The following is a 20,240-nucleotide window of genomic DNA, read 5'->3' as shown; positions in this document are numbered from 1 at the left end:
TAATCTTTGAGAACGTTTTCAAGCAAGCTTTTTTCATATATTTTTTCGTGTTATGATAAAATCTGCGATCATTTGCAACCAAAAGGAGCGATTTGTCAATGATTTCAGTACTGTTTGTCTGCCTGGGCAACATTTGCCGTTCCCCCATGGCCGAGGCCGTGTTCCGCCATCTGGTCAAAGAAGAAGGGCTGGATCAGGAAATCCAGACAGACTCAGCCGGCACCGGGGACTGGCATACCGGAGAACCCCCTCACCGTGGAACGCAAAAAAAATTAACCGAAGCCGGGATCTCCTTTGAAGGCATCTCAGCTCGTCAAGTAAAGCGGGACGACTTTTCCGCTTTCACCTATATCATCGGCATGGATAACCATAACGTGCGCGATTTGAAGCGTTTGGCTCCGGACCCGGATCACAAAATTTACCGGTTTGTCGACTTTATTCCCGGGACTTCTTACACCGAAGTGCCCGATCCGTGGTACACCGGCAATTTTCAAGAAACCTATGATTTAGTCAGCGAAGGATGTAAAAATTTACTTAATTTCATCAAAAAGGAACATAACCTTCACTAAATTTTCGGGAAACTGTCCGGTTTCCCTTTCATATTCCATCCAATCCTGCTTATACTAAATAGAGCAAGGTGGTGATGAAATGCAACAACTCTGGAAAACAAAAATTTTCTCCATCCTCTTACTCGTTTGTTTTTCAGTAGGCTTTTCATTTCCGGTTGAACATTCTTTGACATTAACCCCGAACCAGTCCCAGCCCTCATCCTGGACCGATTGGTTTCACCTTGAAAAAGGAACCATGACCATGGAAATACAAAATGACGGCCCTTCTCCGATCTATTTCTATGTATTTACCTACTGTGACCATTTGGAATGTCCGACCATCGCCGAGGGAGAGGTCCCGCCGGGCACAAAGAAAATACAAAAGATTGCGCATGATGAAGGTAAATTCATGTTCAAACTGGATCAGACCTCGGACAAAAACGCCCGTCCTTCCCATGCCACCGGGATCATCCGCCAATAAAAAAGCAACCGGATCACCGGTTGCTTTTTTAATAATCCACGGCATCATTCAATTCAAATTCCATGTCCCCGATCCGTACCGTATCTCCATCTTTTGCCCCGCGTTTGCGGAGCGCTTCTTCCACTCCCATATTCCGGATGATTTTTGCAAAGCGCATGATGCTGTCATGATAGGAAAAGTTCGTCCGCTGAACCAACGCTTGGATCCGCTCACCTTCCACCACGTAAACTTCATTTTCTTTGCGAATGGTAAATGCCGGTTCATCCTCTTCTTTGTTCCGGTAGACCTTCCTCTGTGCAGGCAGTTCCATCGATTTCCCGTAAGCCGGCATCTCTTTTTCCACTTTCTCCAACAGCTGAACAACCGCATAAATCAACTCTTTGACCCCTTCGCCGGTCGCTGCGGAAATCGGATAAACCGGCACTTCTTCTCCCACTTGCTCTTTAAACAATGCAAGGTTTTCTTCGGCATCCGGCAAATCCATTTTGTTAGCCGCCACAATTTGCGGGCGCTTCTCCAATTCCTGGCGATATTGCTTCAACTCTTCATTGATCTGCAAATAATCCTGATAAGGATCCCGTCCTTCGGAGCCTGCCATGTCAATGACATGGACGATCACCCGGGTCCGTTCAACATGGCGCAAAAATTGATGCCCCAAGCCGACTCCCTGATGTGCGCCTTCAATCAATCCGGGAAGGTCCGCCATCACAAAGCTGCGTCCGCTTTCGACATGAACCACTCCCAGGTTGGGAACCAACGTCGTGAAGTGGTAGGCGGCCACTTTGGGTTTGGCTGCAGAAACAACAGATAACAAAGTTGATTTTCCAACGCTCGGATACCCGACAAGGCCGACATCCGCCAATAATTTCAATTCAAGCTCAATCCAACGTTCTTCACCCGGTTCCCCGTTTTCTGCAATTTGCGGCGCCGGATTGACGGGGGTGGCAAACCGGATGTTTCCGCGGCCGCCACGGCCTCCACGGGCAACGACTGCTTTCTGGCCGCTTTCCGTCAGATCCGCAATCAATTCACCGGTATCAGCATCACGAACCACCGTTCCCGGAGGAACTTTCACCACCAAATCTTCTGCATTGGCACCGTGTTGTGATTTGGAACGCCCGTTTTCTCCCCGTTTGGCCTTAAAATGCTTTTGGTACCGAAAGTCCATCAACGTCCGCAAGCCTTCATCCACGATAAAAACGACATCTCCGCCACGGCCTCCGTCTCCGCCTGCCGGCCCGCCTTTGGGTACATACTTTTCCCGGCGGAATGCCACCATGCCGTTTCCACCATCCCCGCCTTTTACATAAACCTTGACCTTATCCACAAACATTGCTTCGTCACCTTCCCAGTCCATTCGGCTTCAGTTGATATGTCAACACGAATGCATTCTCCAGGTTTTGGATCGCGATCGATGGTTCCACCGTTTTCAGACGTTCTTCCAATAACGGCAACCATTTTCCGGAACAAAGGGAAGCCTCGTTTGACCGGACCCCGACCCGCACCTGGTTTTCCTCTTTTTCCAAAGAAAAAGAGACCCCGGTATACGCATCCGTTTGTTGCTGCCTGTTTTCGATCATCGTCATCAACTGCTGCCAAATTTTTAAAAATTTCTTTTCTTCTTCCACCGATTCAAACCGGAACTGATCCGAAACATCCAAAGACAGCTCCCACTCTTTCAGACGATGGCGAATGTCAAGCAAAGCAACCGCCAGCGGAGCATAAGACAGATTCGAGATGATGCGCTCGTTTTGGGCTTGTTTCACCAGCCGGTTGAAGTAATCTTTCATGGCCTCTTCTTTTTTCATCATCAAATATCCCATCAAAACCTGAATATGATTCATCCATTCATGCCGCAAATCGGACAACATTTTCTTGATCCGGCCGGCTTCCCGGATTTCATTTTGGCGTTGCCAATAAAAGATCCCTCCCAAAAGAGCACACCATGAAGCGAGGAAAAAGAAAACATCCCCCGATTTTCCAAACGGATGCACAAGCCACCCGGTCATCACCAACATCAACGGAACAAACGGCTTACTGAGCATAAACCCCCGCTTCAAAATAAACCTCTCCCATCTTATGTATATCCGAAATTTTGCTTTGCCATTTATTGTACAAGATTGCCCCTGAAAGAAAAACCCATAAATAAAAGGTAAGCACTTGCCCGACGACGAACAATGCTTACCTTTCATTGGAATGCTATTTGAAATTCAATCTTACGCACGTGCAGCGGCTGCTTCTTTTTCTGCAACCGGAATGATGCTGACGCGTTTTTTGTTGCGTCCCATACGCTCGAAACGTACGATTCCGTCAGCTTTCGCAAACAAGGTGTCGTCTCCGCCACGGCCGACATTCAAACCCGGGTAAATTTTGGTTCCGCGTTGACGAACCAAAATATTTCCAGCCAATACGAATTGGCCGTCTCCGCGTTTTACACCCAGACGTTTGGAAATGCTGTCCCGACCGTTTTTTGTGGAACCCACACCTTTTTTCGAAGCAAAGCATTGCAGGTTAAGTTTCAGCATCATGTCCACCTCTTTCTGTTCATTATGATTTCCAATCACTTATTCTAACATAAGAAGAATAGGCTTCCGCCACGTTTTCGAGTGAGACGACCATCGCTTCCAGCAACAAGCCGATTTTTTCACGAGTATCAGGATCTTTCACCTGATCCGGCAAAAAACAATCAATTTTCCCGTCTCCATCATCATCACGATGAACCTGGACACCAAACATTTGTTCAATGGCATTCACCATGCCGATGGAAATGCCGGAAACAGCGGCACATACAATATCTTTTCCATACTCGCCATAATCGGCATGCCCGGTAATCAACACCCGTTTCACACGGTTTTGGCCGTCACGCTTCACCCGAACCTGGATCATTGGGCTTCAATGCCGCTGATGACCACTTTGGTAAACGGCTGACGATGCCCTTTTTTCCGTTTGTAATTCTTTTTCGGTTTATATTTAAACACGGTGATTTTTTTTCCTTTTCCATGTTTCAATACTTTACCGGTTACTTTTGCACCTTCCACCAGAGGGGTTCCCACTTTGACTTGTTCACCGTCATTCACCAGCAAAACTTTATCAAAGGTGACGGTTTCCCCTTCTTGTGCATCCAGTTTTTCAATGTAGAGAACACTGTCTTTCTCCACGCGATATTGTTTGCCACCTGTTTCGATTACAGCGTACATTTCCAATCCTCCTCTTAAATAGAGACTCGCCACCGGCAGGAAAGGCATCAAGCCTTTTGGAATCCTGTTGTGAGCGGTGATAACAACAACGCTTATCTTAGCACATTCCAATGGAAATTGTCAAAGTGTTTTCGCTTCCAACTCCACCCAATTTCATGACGCAAACCATTCCTTGATGGTTGTTTTGCCGTACGGACAAGACATGTAAGCATCGAGCAGCCATTCTTCGGGCAATATACTTACCAGTTCCCCGTTTTGATCCACAATCTCCAAAACATGGTATTTTTCTTTACAGAGCTTTAAAATCACCTCATTCAAACGGGTGTCGGGTTTCATGCGCAACTTTTTGACCGGGCGGGACAGATCGGGATGATGACGCCGAAAGAGAAGAAAACGGACAAAATGGATATTTTTCTGCCTGAACATCCGCAAATTGGAATAAAACAAAAAGATGCCGAGAATCAGCAGGTGAACCAAAATCCCCCCGGGTGACCAAAAAAGGGCCAGCACGCACAATGCCAGCGACCCGGCCATTCCCGTCCACAGTGTAAAGTGAAGGCAAAACCGGTACGGGAAAAAATAACTGAGCGCCGAAAGAAAAACACGCCCCCCGTCCAAAGGATAGACAGGCAACAGGTTAAACCCGGCGATCATGAGATTCCCTTGGATAAAATATTCTGTCCACTCCTTTGTCCACCATCCTTGCCGGAAGAAAAACAAACTGATGAGGATCATCAGGATATGTTGAAACGGTCCGGCCAAAGCGACGGTCATCTCTTCCCGGGACGGCACCGTTCCCCATTCATCGGTTTTCACCACACCGCCAAACGGCAACAGCTCAATGGAATCCACCCTCCAGCCGAATGCACCGGCAGCGGCGGCATGGCCCAATTCATGAATCAACACCAGCACAAACAAAGTGATGATCTCAATAAAATAGCCTGTCCATACCGCTGAACAGACAATGAGCCAAAACAAAGGATGAATTCGAACGGGCACCGGAACCATCCGCTTAATCAAACGGAATCACGCTCACCGGATTGATGAATGCTTTATTTTTCCGGATGGCAAAATAGAAAAAGGATTGATTCTCCATCTTTTTGACCGTACCAATCTCTTTTCCTTTTTGAACCCAGTCTTTTTCTTTTACTTTCATATCTTCCAACCAGCCGTACCATGTTTCGGTCCCGTTGGCATGCTGAATAATGATGGTGTTGCCAAGTCCTTCTTTATACCCTGTAAATTGAACCCTTCCCTCTCCCGCAGCCACCACTTTGGCCGACTCCGGGGTGACGAGAACCACTCCTTTTCGTTTCTCATCAAACGGCAAGGCTATTCTCCCCGCCACCGGGGCAGTCCACTGCTCCTCTTTTTTTTCTTGATGGTTCCCCGAAAAGGCAGGCAACAACGCCGGGGATCCGGCGGCATATTTTTGATACCAGTCCAACACGGTTGCGAATTGAAATTCCTCTGTGAGCGACCGGGATATCCAATGTTTCACAGGAGCGGTCCGGGCAGACGGCAACGAATAAACCGCGGCGGTTGCCAAAAACAAAATCATCACAATGATCCACTGATTCAAAAATGATTGGAGCGGTTTGCGTTTGGCTTTGTTTTCCTCCGGCTGTTTCACGGATGCCTGATACCACGGGACCGAACCGGATTCCAAACGGTTTCCGGCAAGATTCCGTTCTCTGATCTTATTCATCTGACGCCATTGTTGCTCCCGTCTTTTTCGAATTTGCCGAACCCACTCATGTTCACTGGCCATAGGTTATCACCCGTTTGTCCATTTTTCATCAATATATGTCCAACCCATCCGGAATATGAAAAAAGCAGACCGTCCCGGCCTGCTTCGTTTGTCGCATCAAGCAAATCCCAACCATTTTTTCATTTTGGTGAACACGCCGGCTTCTTTTTCCAAAACCATGAGGGGAACCATTTCCCCCTGAATCCGGCGCGCGATATTCCGGTATGCTTTTCCGGCTGGATTCCGATGGTCATAAACGATCGGTTCGCCCGTGTGCCCGGCCCGGATCACCTGCTCATCATCGGGAACCACCCCCAGAAGATCCACGGCCAGGACCGCCACGACTTCATCAACATCCATCATGCTTCCGTCTCTGGCCATTTGCTTGCGCAACCGGTTTACCACCAATTTCGGTGCCGCCACTTCCTCTTTTTCCAATAAACCGATCACCCGGTCCGCATCCCGGATGGCCGCATTTTCGGGTGTGGTGACGACAATTGCCGCATCCGCACCGGATACGGCGTTTTTAAAACCGACATCAATGCCCGCCGGGCAGTCAATGAACACATAATCAAATTGCTCTTTTAATTCGGCAATCAACCAACGCATTTGTTTTCTGGAAACGGCGGTTTTATCCCGCGTTTGGGCGGCCGGCATCAAATAAAGCTCATCACAACGCTTATCCTTGATCAAAGCCTGTTCAATCCGGCATTTCTTCTCCAACACGTCAATCAGGTCATAAATGATCCGGTTCTCCAATCCCATCAATACATCCAGATTTCGAAGACCAATATCTGCATCGACCAAACACACTTTTTTCCCGGACAAAGCAAGGGCGGTTCCAATATTGACCGAAGTCGTCGATTTCCCCACGCCCCCTTTGCCCGAGGTTACAAGAACACTCTCTCCCAATGCTCACCCTCCAAACCATCTGTCATCTATAAAAAACGCCGTCTGTTTGTTTTCCACTCGAATTCCGGACGCAACTGCCCCAGAAGATGAATTTTCTCCACGGCAATTTGATGATCCGACAAATAAGCAAAACGCATCCCCACTTCGGCCTCGTCCCAACGATCCGGCGGGCGGGAAATCACATCTGCAATGCGAAGCTGTGTGGGACGCAAAACCGATGCGACGATGATGGCATTTTCATCTCCCTCACATCCGGCATGGGCCAGCCCCCTCAACGCCCCCAATACATAAATGCTTCCCGTGCATTGAATTGTTCCGCCCGGATTCACATCCCCCAGAAAAAGGAGATTTCCGCTATGTACCAACACTTGACCGGAACGCACCGTCCCCGATTTGACTTCAATCTCATCTTCTTCCCTTTGCAGATAATGCTTTCCTTCCGACTGGAATTCGTGAATAATCAAGTTCTTTCGCTTGGAGAACAATGCGCGTATCGACTTTTCTTCCGTCCGGGTAATCTGCCGCTCCCCCAGTTTGATGATGACTTTCATGTCGGGACCATCCCAAATATTTGCGGCTTGCGTGTTTTCCAGCTTATGTTTTAACTCTTCCAATACAGCTGAAAAGGGACGCGAATCATCGAGATAGAAGAGAAGGCCGTCTTTGGTGCCTTTGATCGTTACGCCCGGTTTTAACACTTTACCCATCTTGACGTCACCCGCCTCACTATTGATTTCGCTTTCTCCCTTTATTTTCCTTCCATCCGTGTCGCGCTTTAAAGGCTTAACGCAAAATCGTGTCAAAGATAATGGAGCGATTTCGTTTTTTCTGATAGATCCAGCGGATCGGCTGATGAATGAGATAGGCCAGCAACAAATTCAACAGGATGGACGGAACGATATGGAGCCAAAAGGCATAAGAAAAATCCATCTTTGCAAAACCAAACAACCAATACCATCCATAGAGGATGATGAAATATGCGGATTGCCCCAAAAAGAAGGTGATCCCTGCGATCCATTGATACAACGAGAAAGCGCCGGATAACAGATAAGTGCCGTATGCGACAAGAGGGAACGTGAACGCTTTGATCCCGATGGCCGGCCCGTAAACAATATCATGGAACAATCCGAAGATAAAACTGATCAATAATACATAACGGCGCGGCAAATAGAAAGAAATAGAAATCAAACCACTTACCACCAATGCCGGAATCATGACAAAAGTGCTCCCCCAAGATTGAGGGAGCAATAACTGCAATTTGGATCCTTCCAATATAAATAGGAAGGAGAGAAAAGCGACGAAGTATTTTTTCATCGATTTTCCCCTCCTGTTCCCGGTATGTTTTTATTTCTGAAGCTGATTTAATTGTAATTTCTCCGGATCTTTCACCACCATGACAAAATCCAGATTCTCAAACGATGCGGACGGTTTGACGTAAACCACCTGTTCAACTTTTCCTTCACTCATTTTCACATCGTCGACGGTACCGATCAAAATCCCCCCCGGATAAACATCCGATAACCGGGAAGTCACCACCATTTGTCCTTTCTTCGGCCGGGCAGTGACGGAGACTTTATTTAAAATCAAACATTTTTTCCGGGGATCATACCCCTCGACAATTCCCAACACTTCCTCCGAACCGGTCTGAATCACCGCTGCAATCCCGGGGCCTCCTTCGGAATCCGTCAACAGCTGAATTTCGGACATGTACTTTGTCACATTTTCCACCCGTCCGATCAATCCCTCGGAAGTGATGACCGGCATTTTGGGCTCGACACCGTCTTCCGAGCCCCGGTTAATCACCAGCCGGTTATTCCAACGGTCCGGATTGCGGTAAGCCACCCGGGCCGTAATGGTATCCATCGGATGCTCTTTTTTGTAGCCGAGAAGCTTTTTCAGCTCCTCATTTTCCTTTTCCAGGTTTTGCGCTTGAACTTTCAATTTCATCATGGCGGTTTCGGGGCTTTCTTCTTCATTTCCCGCCGCAAGAAGGGGTTGGACAGGGAGATGAATCAAGGATTGGATCCATCCGAAGCCGTTGATAAACCAGCTTTCCGGTGCCGTAAGCGTTCCCCTTTCCCCCCGTGTCACATTGACGGTCAGAAAGATCGCAACAACAAGGGCCATCACAATTAGAAACCGATTGGTACTGCGCCTCATCCATTTCACAACCCTTTAATAAAAACGTTTCCGAAACGACTCCAGATAACCGGATTGATTTTTCGGATTCAATTTATCAAGATGCTCCAAAGAAGCACCCGTCCCAATCGCCACGCAATCCAGCGGGTTTTCCGCGATCATCACGGGCATGTGGGTCTCCTGATGCAAACATTCATCGATATTGCGAAGCAAAGCCCCTCCCCCGGTTAACGTAATCCCGCGTTCCAAAATATCGGCCGCAAGCTCCGGCGGGGTTTCTTCCAAAGTCAATTTCACGGCATTGATAATCTCTCTGACCGTTTCGGACAAGGCTTCCGCAATTTCTCTCGAAGTGATGGAAATTTTTCTGGGAAGACCGGTGAGCAAATCCCTTCCTTTGATTTCCCGTTCTTCCTTGCCGGAATCATCATCGGTCGGAATCGCCGAGCCAATCTCCAATTTCAGCATCTCCGCCGTCCGCTCGCCAATCAATAAGTTATGCTTCCGGCGGATATATTGGATGATCGCTTCATCCATTTTGTCGCCGGCCACCCGCAACGACTGGCACGTCACGATTCCCCCGAGGGAAATGACCGCCACTTCGGTGGTGCCGCCGCCGATATCCACCACCATGCTCCCGGTCGGCTCCCATACGGGCAGACCGGCCCCGATGGCCGCCGCAAAGGGTTCTTCAATCGTGTAAGCCTCTTTGGCTCCGGCCCGCGTCGATGCTTGTTCCACCGCCCGCTTTTCAACGGGGGTCACCCCTGACGGAATGCAGACCATCACATTCGGCTTACGGGGAATGATCATCTTTTGATCCATCGCTTTTTTGATAAAATACTCCATCATGGTTGCCGTGGTGGTGTAATCCGCAATCACACCATCTTTCATCGGGCGGATCGCAACAATGTTACCGGGGGTGCGCCCGATCATGAGTTTGGCTGCATTTCCCACCGCTTTGATTTCTCCGGTTCCCGATTCCATGGCCACCACGGACGGCTCCCGGACCACGATTCCTTCCCCTTTGACATATACCAAGGTGTTGGCCGTCCCCAAATCAATTCCCAAATCTTTGACAAAACCGCCAAACATAAAATTCCTCCTCCCCATGATACCTGATCTAATTCATCGCCGGTCATTCCTCCGGAATCATGCCGTGCTCACGCATGCTCATATACAATTGATCCCCGATAATCAGGTGATCCAGAATTTCAATCCCCATTAATTTCCCTGCTTCCACCAACCTCTCCGTCACTTCGAGATCTTCCGGGCTGGGGGTCGGGTCCCCGCTGGGATGATTATGTACACAAACGATTGCCGCAGCACTGAAACGGATCGCTTCATGGAAGATTTCCCGGGGATGTACAACAGAGGCATTTAAACTCCCTTTAAAAATGCACTGTTTTCCGATGACTTGATACTTGGTGTTTAAAAAAAGGCAAACGAAATGTTCCTGTTTCAGAAAACGAAGCTCTTCCATGACGTAGCGGGCAGCATCTTGCGGGGAATGTATGGCATACCGTTCCTCAGGCAGCAACCTTGAAATCCGTTGCCCGAGTTCAACCCCTGCCATGATTTGCACGGCTTTGGCAAGGCCGATGCCATGAATTTGCATCAATTCTTGGAGTGAGATTTGTGTGAGGGCTTTCAGACCCCCCGTTTTGCTCAACACACGTTGCGCCAGCACCATGACCGATTCTCCCGTGCTTCCCGTCCGAAGCAAAAGAGCCAACAACTCCGCATTGGACAACTTCTCCGGCCCGAAGCGCAACATCCGCTCACGGGGTCTTTCTTCCTCCGGAACATCTTTTAACATCGGCAAAGAATTTTTCGGTTCCTTCATCTTCCATCCTCCTCTGCCGGCCGCTCCACTCCTTCCTCCCGGAGGATTGAACCAAGTTGTCAAAGGGCAGCAGAGATGAATCTCCGACGTTAATCCTGTGCAAGGGTATAACCGGTTTCGGTCAGCATTTCATCCAAGAGGGACAAAGACATGCCGACCACATTAAAAAAGCATCCTTCAATCCGGTCCACCAAACAAGCTCCCAACCCTTGGATTCCGTAAGCTCCAGCTTTATCTAAAGGCTCTTTCGTGTTCACATACCATTTGATTTTCTCATCGGAAAGCGGTCGCATCCAAACACGCGTCATCCGGTGCGATACAACCTCTCTCGTGATTTCTCCCTGATCAACGGTGATCACAGAAAGACCGGAATAAACCTGATGCTCTTTTCCTGACAACATCCTCAACATGGAAGCGGCATCCTGTTCATCTTTCGGCTTTCCCAAAATGTTTCCGTTAAACACAACCACTGTATCTGCTCCGATAACCAATGCATCCCGGCATCCGGCGGCAACCGCCTTCCCTTTGCGCCTTGCCAGTTCTTCCACAACTCTTTCCGGCAAACCGGGTAAATCCTTGTTCTCATCAATGTGGCTTGTTTGAACACGAAACGGAACTCCAAAACGAGCAAGCAATTCTCTTCTGCGAGGAGATCCGGAAGCCAAAACGATTTCGCGTTTCATATCCATCCATGAACACCTGCCTGAAAACAAAAACCAGCCAACGTTATAATCAATTTCCAAAAATTTACAGATTGTCTTGTCAAGGAAAAAAGCACCCGCTTTCGCGGGGTGCCGTCAATTCATATATCATTTTTTAGTTTATCAGATGGCAAGCTCTACAACAAGATTCCAAATGCCCTTGGAGCCATTCGACCAAAAAATTTCATTGTTCTTTTAAGGATTGAATCAATTTCTCGTAACCAACCGTATACCGGATCAACCCCTCTTGCATCTGCCACAGAAGCGCCTGTCCGGGATTTTTTTGTGCAGCCAACCCGCTTTGCACGGCCTGATCCAACGCTTGGATCATCTTGTCTGCCGATTCCTTGGCGTCACCCGGGAGTTTTCCTTTCACCGATTGCATCCGGACGACGAAGTTTTGGAATTGTTCAGATAACCCCCCCGGCACCTTCAGCGGTGTTTCCTGCTGTGCCTTCCCCCGGATGGCACCGGCTGACAGGCTGCTTAGTTGTTGCACCAGGTTGTTTCCTTGTTTCAATGTATCCAGAAGTACTTGGTTCACTTCCGGATCCAATGCCGCTTCTCCTTGTAATTGGACTTCCTTCAAATAGACGGAGACATCCTGTTCCTGATAAATCGCCGACAATTTTAACGCCAGATCCCGGTCAGGCGCCATCCCCAGATAAATCCGGTACGGAGCTTGTTCCGACATCACGGCGGCCAACCCTTGCACCCGGAATTGATTCATCGCTTTTTCCGCTCCAGCTTTTTCTTCATAACTTCCCGCCTGCAACATCACGGTCTGAAGCGGGGGAAGAGACTGGGAACGGCCGGTTGGTTCCGGTACCGGCGTTTCTTTCCCCCCCGCATCCGCCGGCGGATTGAGATGAGAATCAATGGTGCGGTTGGAAAACGTGGCATTTTCGTTAAAAAACAAATTCAACACGGAAAGTCCCATGACGGTGCCGATCACCAGCGCGGCCCCGGCCGAACATATCATTTGCCAGGCAGGGCTGAACCGCCTTTTTTTCCCGGTTCTTTTATGATGAAACGGATTGTTCGGGGAAGCCCACTGAATCACCCGTTTTTCATTCTTTGCCTTTTCCCACGGCCACACGCTTCCTGCCGTCAAATTTTTCATTTTCAGCCATGGTTCCAAAAACGGCTTTTGCGTTTTTGTTTTCGGCTTGTTCAGCGGTTTGGTTTCCGCTGTGACGGAACAGTCATGCTTCGGCTTTGCAGCTACCGGTCTGGTTTGGAGCCTTACCTTTAATCCGGTTTTATGCACTTGCACTTGAGATTTTCTCAGTTTTTCCATGGATTGACTGCCCCCTCTCTATCATCCTGTTAATATAGTTTATGAATTCATAGGAACGATAGAACCAAAACAGGGCAGGAAAATTGCAAAAACTGTTCCCCGTACCAATCCCGGAGCATATCCCCGCACAATAAAGAAAGGATCATTCCGACGGCCAAATGAGGACCGAAAGGAAGCGGTTCACGGATGGCCGCCCTCCCCCGGGTTTGGAGACGTCCGGTCACATGAAGCATGGAACTCAGTGTAGCTAACCAGATGGACAACAAAAGTTGCGGCCATTCAATCACCCAGGATGCCATGGCGACCAGCTTGACATCGCCCCAACCCAGCCCGCGGCTGATCCAGCTTACCAGAGACAACCCCGACGTGATGAAAAATCCTCCGGCCAAATAAACGGGCACATGGGTTCCATCCATAAAGAAACGCCACGACATAAAAAGGAAAAACCCGCTGTAAGTGACCACATCGGGAATCAGAAAAAACCAGATGTCGGTCAATGCTATCACCAATAACAACCAAACCAGCACCGTCGCCATCCAACTTTCCCAACCGGTCCCCAGCTTCCATTGAACCACCCATGACAAGCCGGCGGAAAAGATGGCGAAGAAAACCCGGTACAATGGTTTCAAACGGAATGAATAACGCACTGGCTCCCCGACTTTTCCCGATCCGATCCAATAAGCCAGCCCGGGAATCCAATAAGCAACAATTCCGCTCAAGACCGCCGTCATCCATCCAAATTCATTCAATGCAACTGATTCCTTCCTCTTGCAATTTTCTCAATTCCATTTCCATGGTCTGCATGCCTGAAGCCTGATGAGCCTGCATCACGGAAGGGAGCTGGTGGATCTCGCCATTTCGAATCAGATGGGCAACAGAACGATGGTTCAACAAAACTTCAAACACTGGCCGCTTCTGCCTGCCGTTTGGTCCGGCCATCTTTTGTGCCACCACTGCCGACAGCGAAGCAGCCAGTTGTGACCGCACCCATCTTTGCCGATCCGCGGGAAAACTGTCAATGACCCGGTAAATCGCTTTTTCCACATTCCCGGCATGGAAAGTGGCCATGACCCGTTTCCCCGTTTCGGCAAGGTGAAGGGCGGCCATGATGCTTTCAGTGTCTCTTAACTCCCCGACCATGATCACATCCGGACCTTGCCGCAAAGCGGACAACATGCCGCTTACATAACTTTCGGTGTCTTTCCCGATTTCCCGTTGGATGACCAGCGACTTTTTTGACGCATGGAGATACTCGATCGGATCTTCCAAAGTCAGGATATGTAAGGCTTCCGTACGATTCAATTCCTGGATCAAGGAAGCCAGCGTTGTCGTTTTTCCGCTTCCGGTCGGGCCCGTGACCAACAGCAAACCGGTTTGAAACATCACTTTTTGATACAGCACCGGGGGAAGATGAAGCTCTTTCGGAGTCGGAATGCGATCCGGCAAAAAGCGGATGGCCAGCGCCAGCCGTTCTTGTTTTTGATAACAATGGACCCTCGCCCGGTGATGACCTGAATACCATGTGAAATCCGACTCCCTCGCCGGATCGGCCCCGGATGCCATGCACTTTTCAATTTCTTCTCTTTTTCCCCGGCCGGCACACAAAACAAAGACCTTCCCGTTCACCCGCACACAAGGATGCTCCCCCTCAATGTAATGCAAATCGGTCGCGCCTTCTTTCAAGGCAAGATGAACGGCTTCCTCCAAAAGCATCCGCTTCCCTCCTCCCGCAAAAAACATCAACAATTTTTACCAATTCTACTTTATTTTGAAATTTCCTTTCCATCCGCGGATCATTTCCCTGCTTGCAATCCTTTCTTTTTTCACGCAAACTAATGGTAAACCATATCCATTTTTCAATGCATAAAGGAGTATTTTATGCTTTCAGTCAAACAACTTTACGGTGGATATGCCCGTCAACATCCGGTCATCAAAAATGTCAATTTTTCGGTGAAACCCGGTGAAATGGTGGGCCTCATCGGATTGAACGGCGCCGGAAAGAGCACCACCATCAAAAATATCCTGGGCCTTGTCACCCCTTTTTCCGGCACCGTCACCATCAACGGGCACACGTTGTCAGAAAATCCGAAATCGTTCCGGTCCCAACTCGCTTATATCCCGGAAACCCCGCAATTTTATGAAGAACTCACTTTATGGGAGCACCTGGAACTGACAGCCGGTGCTTATCAATTGTCTCGGGAAGAGTTTAAACAGCGCGCAGGGGCCTTGCTGGAACGTTTTCGGATGAACAAAGTGAAAAACTGGTTTCCGGACAATTTTTCCAAAGGAATGCAGCAAAAAATCATGATCTTGTGCGCTTTCTTGGTCCGCCCCCGTTTTTTGATCATTGACGAACCCTTTGTCGGGTTGGATCCGCTGGCCATCCGTTCTTTGCTCCAATTGTTGGAAGAAGGAAAAAAAGAGGGGATGGGCATTTTAATGTCCACACACATTTTGGAAACGGCCGAAAAACATTGTGAGCGCTTTGTATTGCTTCATGAAGGCGAAGTGCGCTTCTCCGGAACCTTGTCCGAGATGAACCGGCAGGCAGGAACCCGAAACAAGGCATTGGATGAATTGTTTATGTTGGCGATAGAAGGGAAGCGATCATGAATACCGGTAAACTTTTTTATGACCGAATGAAAAATTCCTGGTTGGCTGCCATGCAACGCATCCGGATGGTGGCCAGCGGCGGGGGGACGCCCCTTTTTCTGGGAATCTTATTCATTGCTGTGTATTTTGCTTACGAACAATTCCTGATCTGGCTGCCCCCCGATTTTCCGATCGAACTTTTGTTAACCCTTCCTTATGCCTTGCTCTTGACATCCAGCCGGATCCGCACATGGATTCAACCGGCGGATTCCGTTTTTCTTCTGCCTCTGGAAACCCGGATGAAGCCATATTTTCGGGCCGGATTGATCTACAGCACAGCCATCCATCTGATTCACCTGGCCATTTTCACCCTGCTGGTTTATCCGGTTTATCTCGCGGTTTGGAAAAGCCATGGGTTCTTTTTTGCCTCCTTTATCTTTTTTGCCGTCATCCAAGTGGCAAACATCTTCGCCGAATGGTGGCAAATGCGGTTAACCGTTTTGCTTCCCGTGCATCAAGTGCGTCTGGTGACCGGAATCCGCTTTCTTTTCAACGGCGGGGCCGCTTATGCTTTTTTGCATCAGCAGGGAATCCTCGCGTCAGGCATGCTCATCGGCCTTGTGCTTTTAGCCTTTGCCATTTACCGAAAGGCTCCCGCCTATCCCTATCCCTGGCGGTTGATGCAGAAAACGGAAACAAAAACGTTAGCCCGTTATCATTCGCTGGCCGGCCTGTTTATGGACATGCCGCGGCTCAAAACCCCTGTCAAGAAACGGACATGGCTGATCCGGCTCCTTCCCAGTTGGTCTTGGCAAAAAGCATCTTCTTATTTGTATTGGCGCACCTTTTTTCGGAAAAGCGAGCTGTTTTCCATTCAGATCCGCCTGCTCATCTGGGCCATGATCTTGATCGGGATCTTTCCAAACCGATGGGTGAGCGCGGGCGTCTATGTCGCCTGTGTCTGGATGTTCATCAAGCAATTGCCGCAATTGGCAGATCCGAAACAATACCCGGGCATTCGCCGGTTATATCCCCTCTCAGCCGCTCAATGGGCAAAAGGGTTGACGTTCATCGGATGGGTAAACCTGGGAATCCAAACCTTATGGATTGCGTTATTCGCTTGGGGGGTTGATGCATTGTCAACCCTGGAATGCTTGTTGTGGATCATCGCCGGTGCCTTGTTCAGCTCGGCGCTCAGTTTTCTTTATTTGCCCCGCCAAGGGGAACGTCTCATCAACTCCCGTTAAAAAAAAGGCTTGAGAATCATCTCAAGCCTTTTATTTTTGCAAGTTTTTAATATCCTGAATGATCCGGTCAGCGTCCGGCTTCAATCCGTCATAAAATTTCACGACTTTCCCGTTTTGGTCAATCAGATAAAATTGTGTCGGGTGATTGATCAAAAGCGGAACATCGGGGGACGGCCCTTCCTGCTGAGAGATGGAACCCTTAAAAGCCTCCCGGGTCAGCTTTTGGATCTCCTCCAGGGAATAACCGGTCAAAAAGTGCCATGAATTCAAATCGGCATGGTGCTTTTCGGCAAACTCCCGCAACTGTTCCGGTTGATCATGTTCCGGGTCCACCGTGAAAGATACGATTTCCGCTTCCACCCCGGCTTGTTTCAGAGCTTCTTGAACTTTGGACATGTTTGCTGTCATCGGCGGACAAACATTGGGACAACGCGTGAAGATAAGGTCGGCCAGCCATACTTTTCCCTTCAAATCATCCAACCCGACGGTTTCGTTGTTTTGATTGGTATATGTAAATGAAGGGACCCTCCAATTCAGATCGGACACATCATTATCGGATGCGGCACTTTGTCCGGTTTGGGTTTCTTCTGCCGGACGATCGCCGGCACTGCATCCGGCCAAAACGGCCAACATGCCGATCAAAATCAACGTAAGCCATTTTCCTGACTTCATCGGTCTCTCCTCCTTCCTCATGCAAAGCATAGCATAAATCCTTCCTGCAGAAAAAGAGCCGATGAAATACCGGCTCTTTTCCGACTCCGCTATGAATTGTTACTCATTCACCCGTTCTTTTTGCAATTCATCTTTCAGCATGTGAGCCACCCGCCAAATATCGCCGGCTCCCATGGTCATCACCAAATCGTTGGGCTTCAGATGTTGAACCAGATATTCAACCACTTCTTCTTTGGTGGCCAAAAACCGTGTATTGGCATTGCTGTTTTGCTTGATCAGTTCGGCCAAACGCTCGGCGGTGACGCCGGGAATCGGTTGCTCGCCGGGCGGTGCATAAATTGTATTGATGATCACTTCATCTGCATCGTAAAAAGCCTGGCTGAATTCATTCATCAATAAATGCGTGCGTGAATACCGCTGCGGCTGGAAGACCACAACCATCCGGCGGTCGAGCGCCTTTGCCCCTTTTAATGTGGCTTGGATTTCGGTCGGATGATGGGCATAATCATCCACAATCAAGATGTCTTGTTCTTCGCCAATCACTTGGAAGCGGCGTTTGGCTCCCTGAAAACGGAACAACGCTTTCACAATTTGCTCAAACGGCACCCCGGCTTCCAAGCAGACAATGACGGCCGCCAAAGCATTGGCCACATTGTGGCGTCCCGGGATGTTTAACAGCACATCCCCCAAAACTTCCTCCCCGCGCACAACGGTAAACTGAATCTGACGCAAATTTTCGCGGATGTTCACCGCCCGGTAATCCGCATCGCGTTCAATGGCATACGTGATGATACGGCCATTTACATCATCCGCCATTTCCCGGACATATCCATCGTCCCAAAACAGCACTGCCGCACCGTCCGGCCTTACCTGATTGAGGAAGGAACGGTACGCCTTTTTCAAGTTTTCAAAATCGCCGCCATAATTTTCAAGATGATCCGCTTCAATATTGGTCACGACAGCCAGATGCGGATAATACTCCAGGAAAGACCCGTCGCTTTCGTCCGCTTCGGCGACGACATAATCGCTCCGGCCGGCTTTGGCATTTCCTTTCAAGGCAACAATCTCTCCACCGATGATATAGGTCGGATCCACTCCGCACAATTCCAGCGTCTGGGCAACCATGGAGGAAGTGGTTGTTTTTCCATGAGCCCCTGCAACAGCGATCCCTTTTTTGTCATTTAAAAGGCGAGCCAACATTTGAGAACGGTGAAGCACTTCAATCCCTTGTTCTTTGGCCGCCACCCGTTCCACATTGTCCGGAGAAATGCTTGAAGAATAGACAACGATGTCCGCCCCGTGAACATGCTCAGCCGAGTGCCCGATCGAAACCTCGGCTCCGCGCTCCATCAGGTTTTTCACCAATGCGTTTTCGGCCACATCCGAACCGGACACCTGATAACCCAAGTCCAAAAGAACCCGTGCAATGGCACTCATGCCATATCCGCCAATTCCTACAAAGTGAACCCTTTTTTGACTATTCATCGTGAAATCACCAACCTTCATGTAAGTCCCTGTCTTCCCCCATGGTTCATCAATAACGGCCGCACTGCAGAAACCAAATACAGCGATCCGGCCACAATGCCTAAATCATCATCATCCAATTGGTTCAGGAATACGTGAAGTGCATCTTGTTCTCCTTGGACGGGCACCACATTTAAATCCGGATTGATTTCTTTCAACATGCGAGCCAGTTCCTCCGCCTCAAGGGAACGAGCATGCTCCTCAAGCGAGGTTGTCACAACAAAGTCAGCTGTTTGCGCAAGGTGCTCCAACATTTCCCTGACCGGTTTGTCTTTCATCATGGCAATCATAAAACCGATTCGGCGATAACGGGATCCATATTTTTTTATGGTTTGAACCAGCGCCTTGATCCCCTCTGTATTGTGAGCGCCGTCCAGTCGGATGTGCGGCTGGTCACCCGCTTTTTCCAACCGGCCCGGCCACGCTGTTTTTTTCAATCCGTTGATGTAATGCTCCGGCTCGATGACCGTTGCATAATTTTGGCGCAAAATTTCCAACGTCATCAATGCCGTTGCCGCATTTTGCAACTGATGATCCCCGGCCAGCGGGAGCGAAAGATTTTCCAGCTCGCGATACACATTTTGAAACGTGAATATTTGTTCATCCAGATCCTGATGATGTGCGATGACAGAAAAATCTTCATTATACATATATAATCGGGAATGTTTGTCTTTGGCAACACGTTTGATGACGGACAGTGCTTCTTCTTTTTCGCTGCCGCATATCACAGGCACTCCGGGTTTGATAATCCCCGCTTTTTCCGTTGCGATCTCTTCCAACGTTTCGCCCAGCCACTTTTTGTGGTCATAACCGATTTCGGTGATCACGGATACCAACGGGTACACCACATTGGTGGAGTCAAATCGTCCTCCCATCCCGGTTTCCCACACCACAAACCAAGGGCAGGCTTCTTTTGCAAAATAACATAATGATAACAAAGTCCAAAATTCAAAATGAGACGGGGCCCCCGGCCCTTCTTCCGCCATTTTTTCGATCAGCGGCTTTAATTCATTGACCCAGCGAACAAAAGAAGATTCATCCATCGGTTGTCCGTCGAATTGAATTCGTTCATGCCAAGAAAGGACATAAGGAGAAACATACATCCCCACCGAAAAACCGGCTTCTTTTAGTACCGATGCAATCATGGCAGCAGTTGAACCTTTCCCGTTGGTACCTGCAATATGAATAAATTTCAACCTACGTTCAGGATGATCCAACCGCTCCAGCATCCATTCCATGCGTTCCAGTCCCGGTTGAATGGTTTTGGCACATGTTTGTTCCATCCAAGCAAATACTTCTTGAGCTGTTTCGAATTGAGTCATTCTCCCTCA

24 protein-coding genes and 1 other annotated feature are annotated in these 20,240 nt (G+C 48.9%); of the genes, 4 read left to right on the top strand and 20 right to left on the bottom strand.

Going from position 1 to position 20,240, the window contains the following annotated elements:
• Window positions 1–98: 98 nt before the first annotated feature.
• Together I8U23_RS00390 and I8U23_RS00385 are read left to right on the top strand one after the other, a co-directional pair.
• Window positions 99–569: a low molecular weight protein-tyrosine-phosphatase gene (locus I8U23_RS00390; RefSeq protein ID WP_037993998.1), complete on the top strand. Its 471-nt coding sequence runs from the start codon at window positions 99–101 to the stop codon at window positions 567–569.
• A 79-nt stretch (window positions 570–648) separates the two neighbouring features.
• On the top strand, window positions 649–1,029 hold the full coding sequence (locus I8U23_RS00385) for a hypothetical protein (protein WP_037994003.1): 381 nt from the start codon (window positions 649–651) through the stop codon (window positions 1,027–1,029).
• 28 nt (window positions 1,030–1,057) lie between these two features.
• Here the strand turns inward: I8U23_RS00385 and obgE are convergent, their stop codons facing one another.
• The 17 genes from obgE to I8U23_RS00300 all read right to left on the bottom strand — a co-directional run bounded on the left by obgE (window position 1,058) and on the right by I8U23_RS00300 (window position 14,587).
• On the bottom strand, window positions 1,058–2,362 hold the full coding sequence (gene obgE / locus I8U23_RS00380) for a GTPase ObgE (RefSeq protein ID WP_037993764.1): 1,305 nt from the start codon (window positions 2,360–2,362) through the stop codon (window positions 1,058–1,060).
• 7 nt (window positions 2,363–2,369) lie between these two features.
• Complete coding sequence (locus I8U23_RS00375; protein WP_037993492.1) at window positions 2,370–3,089, bottom strand: Spo0B domain-containing protein; 720 nt, start codon at window positions 3,087–3,089, stop codon at window positions 2,370–2,372.
• 156 nt (window positions 3,090–3,245) lie between these two features.
• Entirely contained in the window at window positions 3,246–3,554 is a 309-nt protein-coding gene (rpmA, locus tag I8U23_RS00370) for a 50S ribosomal protein L27 (RefSeq protein WP_037993495.1), read from the bottom strand.
• Window positions 3,555–3,576: 22 nt separating this feature from the next.
• Window positions 3,577–3,915 (bottom strand): ribosomal-processing cysteine protease Prp, encoded by a 339-nt coding sequence (locus tag I8U23_RS00365; protein ID WP_037993497.1) that lies wholly within the window; start codon window positions 3,913–3,915, stop codon window positions 3,577–3,579.
• On the bottom strand, window positions 3,912–4,226 hold the full coding sequence (rplU, locus tag I8U23_RS00360) for a 50S ribosomal protein L21 (protein ID WP_037993499.1): 315 nt from the start codon (window positions 4,224–4,226) through the stop codon (window positions 3,912–3,914). Before rplU ends, I8U23_RS00365 begins: the two co-directional genes overlap by 4 nt.
• Window positions 4,227–4,238: 12 nt before the next feature.
• Window positions 4,239–4,311 (bottom strand) — a sequence feature (ribosomal protein L21 leader region).
• Window positions 4,312–4,379: 68 nt separating this feature from the next.
• On the bottom strand, window positions 4,380–5,225 hold the full coding sequence (locus I8U23_RS00355; RefSeq protein ID WP_165489750.1) for a M50 family metallopeptidase: 846 nt from the start codon (window positions 5,223–5,225) through the stop codon (window positions 4,380–4,382).
• A gap of 13 nt (window positions 5,226–5,238) precedes the next feature.
• The gene (locus I8U23_RS00350) at window positions 5,239–5,997 is read right to left on the bottom strand and encodes a M23 family metallopeptidase (RefSeq protein ID WP_062842945.1); all 759 of its coding nucleotides are present in this window, start codon (window positions 5,995–5,997) and stop codon (window positions 5,239–5,241) included.
• A 96-nt stretch (window positions 5,998–6,093) separates the two neighbouring features.
• Window positions 6,094–6,888, bottom strand: a complete 795-nt coding sequence (minD, locus tag I8U23_RS00345) for a septum site-determining protein MinD (protein WP_037993501.1) — start codon at window positions 6,886–6,888, stop codon at window positions 6,094–6,096.
• 26 nt (window positions 6,889–6,914) lie between these two features.
• Window positions 6,915–7,595 carry a septum site-determining protein MinC gene (locus tag I8U23_RS00340; RefSeq protein ID WP_037993502.1) on the bottom strand — a complete coding sequence of 227 codons (681 nt, stop codon included), beginning with the start codon at window positions 7,593–7,595 and terminating at the stop codon, window positions 6,915–6,917.
• Between the two features lie 76 nt (window positions 7,596–7,671).
• Window positions 7,672–8,202: a rod shape-determining protein MreD gene (mreD, locus tag I8U23_RS00335; RefSeq protein ID WP_037993505.1), complete on the bottom strand. Its 531-nt coding sequence runs from the start codon at window positions 8,200–8,202 to the stop codon at window positions 7,672–7,674.
• A gap of 30 nt (window positions 8,203–8,232) precedes the next feature.
• Complete coding sequence (gene mreC, locus I8U23_RS00330; protein WP_082240566.1) at window positions 8,233–9,048, bottom strand: rod shape-determining protein MreC; 816 nt, start codon at window positions 9,046–9,048, stop codon at window positions 8,233–8,235.
• A gap of 15 nt (window positions 9,049–9,063) precedes the next feature.
• Window positions 9,064–10,122, bottom strand: a complete 1,059-nt coding sequence (locus tag I8U23_RS00325) for a rod shape-determining protein (RefSeq protein WP_037993509.1) — start codon at window positions 10,120–10,122, stop codon at window positions 9,064–9,066.
• Window positions 10,123–10,165: 43 nt separating this feature from the next.
• On the bottom strand, window positions 10,166–10,873 hold the full coding sequence (gene radC / locus I8U23_RS00320; protein WP_037993511.1) for a RadC family protein: 708 nt from the start codon (window positions 10,871–10,873) through the stop codon (window positions 10,166–10,168).
• Window positions 10,874–10,962: 89 nt separating this feature from the next.
• Window positions 10,963–11,562, bottom strand: coding sequence for a Maf family protein (locus I8U23_RS00315; protein WP_037993512.1), 600 nt, complete (start codon window positions 11,560–11,562; stop codon window positions 10,963–10,965).
• A gap of 196 nt (window positions 11,563–11,758) precedes the next feature.
• On the bottom strand, window positions 11,759–12,874 hold the full coding sequence (locus I8U23_RS00310; protein ID WP_037993514.1) for an SPOR domain-containing protein: 1,116 nt from the start codon (window positions 12,872–12,874) through the stop codon (window positions 11,759–11,761).
• 47 nt (window positions 12,875–12,921) lie between these two features.
• Complete coding sequence (locus tag I8U23_RS00305) at window positions 12,922–13,623, bottom strand: prepilin peptidase (protein WP_037993517.1); 702 nt, start codon at window positions 13,621–13,623, stop codon at window positions 12,922–12,924.
• Window positions 13,616–14,587: a type IV pilus twitching motility protein PilT gene (locus I8U23_RS00300; RefSeq protein WP_062842944.1), complete on the bottom strand. Its 972-nt coding sequence runs from the start codon at window positions 14,585–14,587 to the stop codon at window positions 13,616–13,618. The genes I8U23_RS00305 and I8U23_RS00300 overlap by 8 nt, the downstream gene beginning before the upstream one ends.
• A 165-nt stretch (window positions 14,588–14,752) precedes the next feature.
• On the opposite strand from I8U23_RS00300, the gene I8U23_RS00295 reads away from it, so the two are divergent.
• On the top strand, window positions 14,753–15,487 hold the full coding sequence (locus tag I8U23_RS00295) for an ABC transporter ATP-binding protein (protein ID WP_037993519.1): 735 nt from the start codon (window positions 14,753–14,755) through the stop codon (window positions 15,485–15,487).
• Entirely contained in the window at window positions 15,484–16,713 is a 1,230-nt protein-coding gene (locus tag I8U23_RS00290; protein WP_037993520.1) for an ABC transporter permease, read from the top strand. Before I8U23_RS00295 ends, I8U23_RS00290 begins: the two co-directional genes overlap by 4 nt.
• 30 nt (window positions 16,714–16,743) lie before the next feature.
• Here I8U23_RS00290 and I8U23_RS00285 read toward each other — a convergent pair whose 3' ends face one another.
• From I8U23_RS00285 to I8U23_RS00275, 3 genes are all read right to left on the bottom strand, one after another.
• Window positions 16,744–17,385, bottom strand: coding sequence for an SCO family protein (locus tag I8U23_RS00285; protein WP_037993522.1), 642 nt, complete (start codon window positions 17,383–17,385; stop codon window positions 16,744–16,746).
• Between the two features lie 99 nt (window positions 17,386–17,484).
• Window positions 17,485–18,870, bottom strand: a complete 1,386-nt coding sequence (gene murC, locus I8U23_RS00280) for a UDP-N-acetylmuramate--L-alanine ligase (RefSeq protein ID WP_037993770.1) — start codon at window positions 18,868–18,870, stop codon at window positions 17,485–17,487.
• A 17-nt stretch (window positions 18,871–18,887) separates the two neighbouring features.
• The gene (locus I8U23_RS00275; RefSeq protein ID WP_165489752.1) at window positions 18,888–20,192 is read right to left on the bottom strand and encodes a bifunctional folylpolyglutamate synthase/dihydrofolate synthase; all 1,305 of its coding nucleotides are present in this window, start codon (window positions 20,190–20,192) and stop codon (window positions 18,888–18,890) included.
• Window positions 20,193–20,240 lie beyond the last annotated feature (48 nt).

This window comes from Thermoactinomyces sp. CICC 10735 (assembly GCF_016055175.1).
Lineage (GTDB): Bacteria > Bacillota > Bacilli > Thermoactinomycetales > Thermoactinomycetaceae > Thermoactinomyces > Thermoactinomyces vulgaris.
The sequence above is the reverse complement of the archived record's forward strand: the minus strand, read 5'-3'. Positions and strand labels throughout refer to the sequence as shown.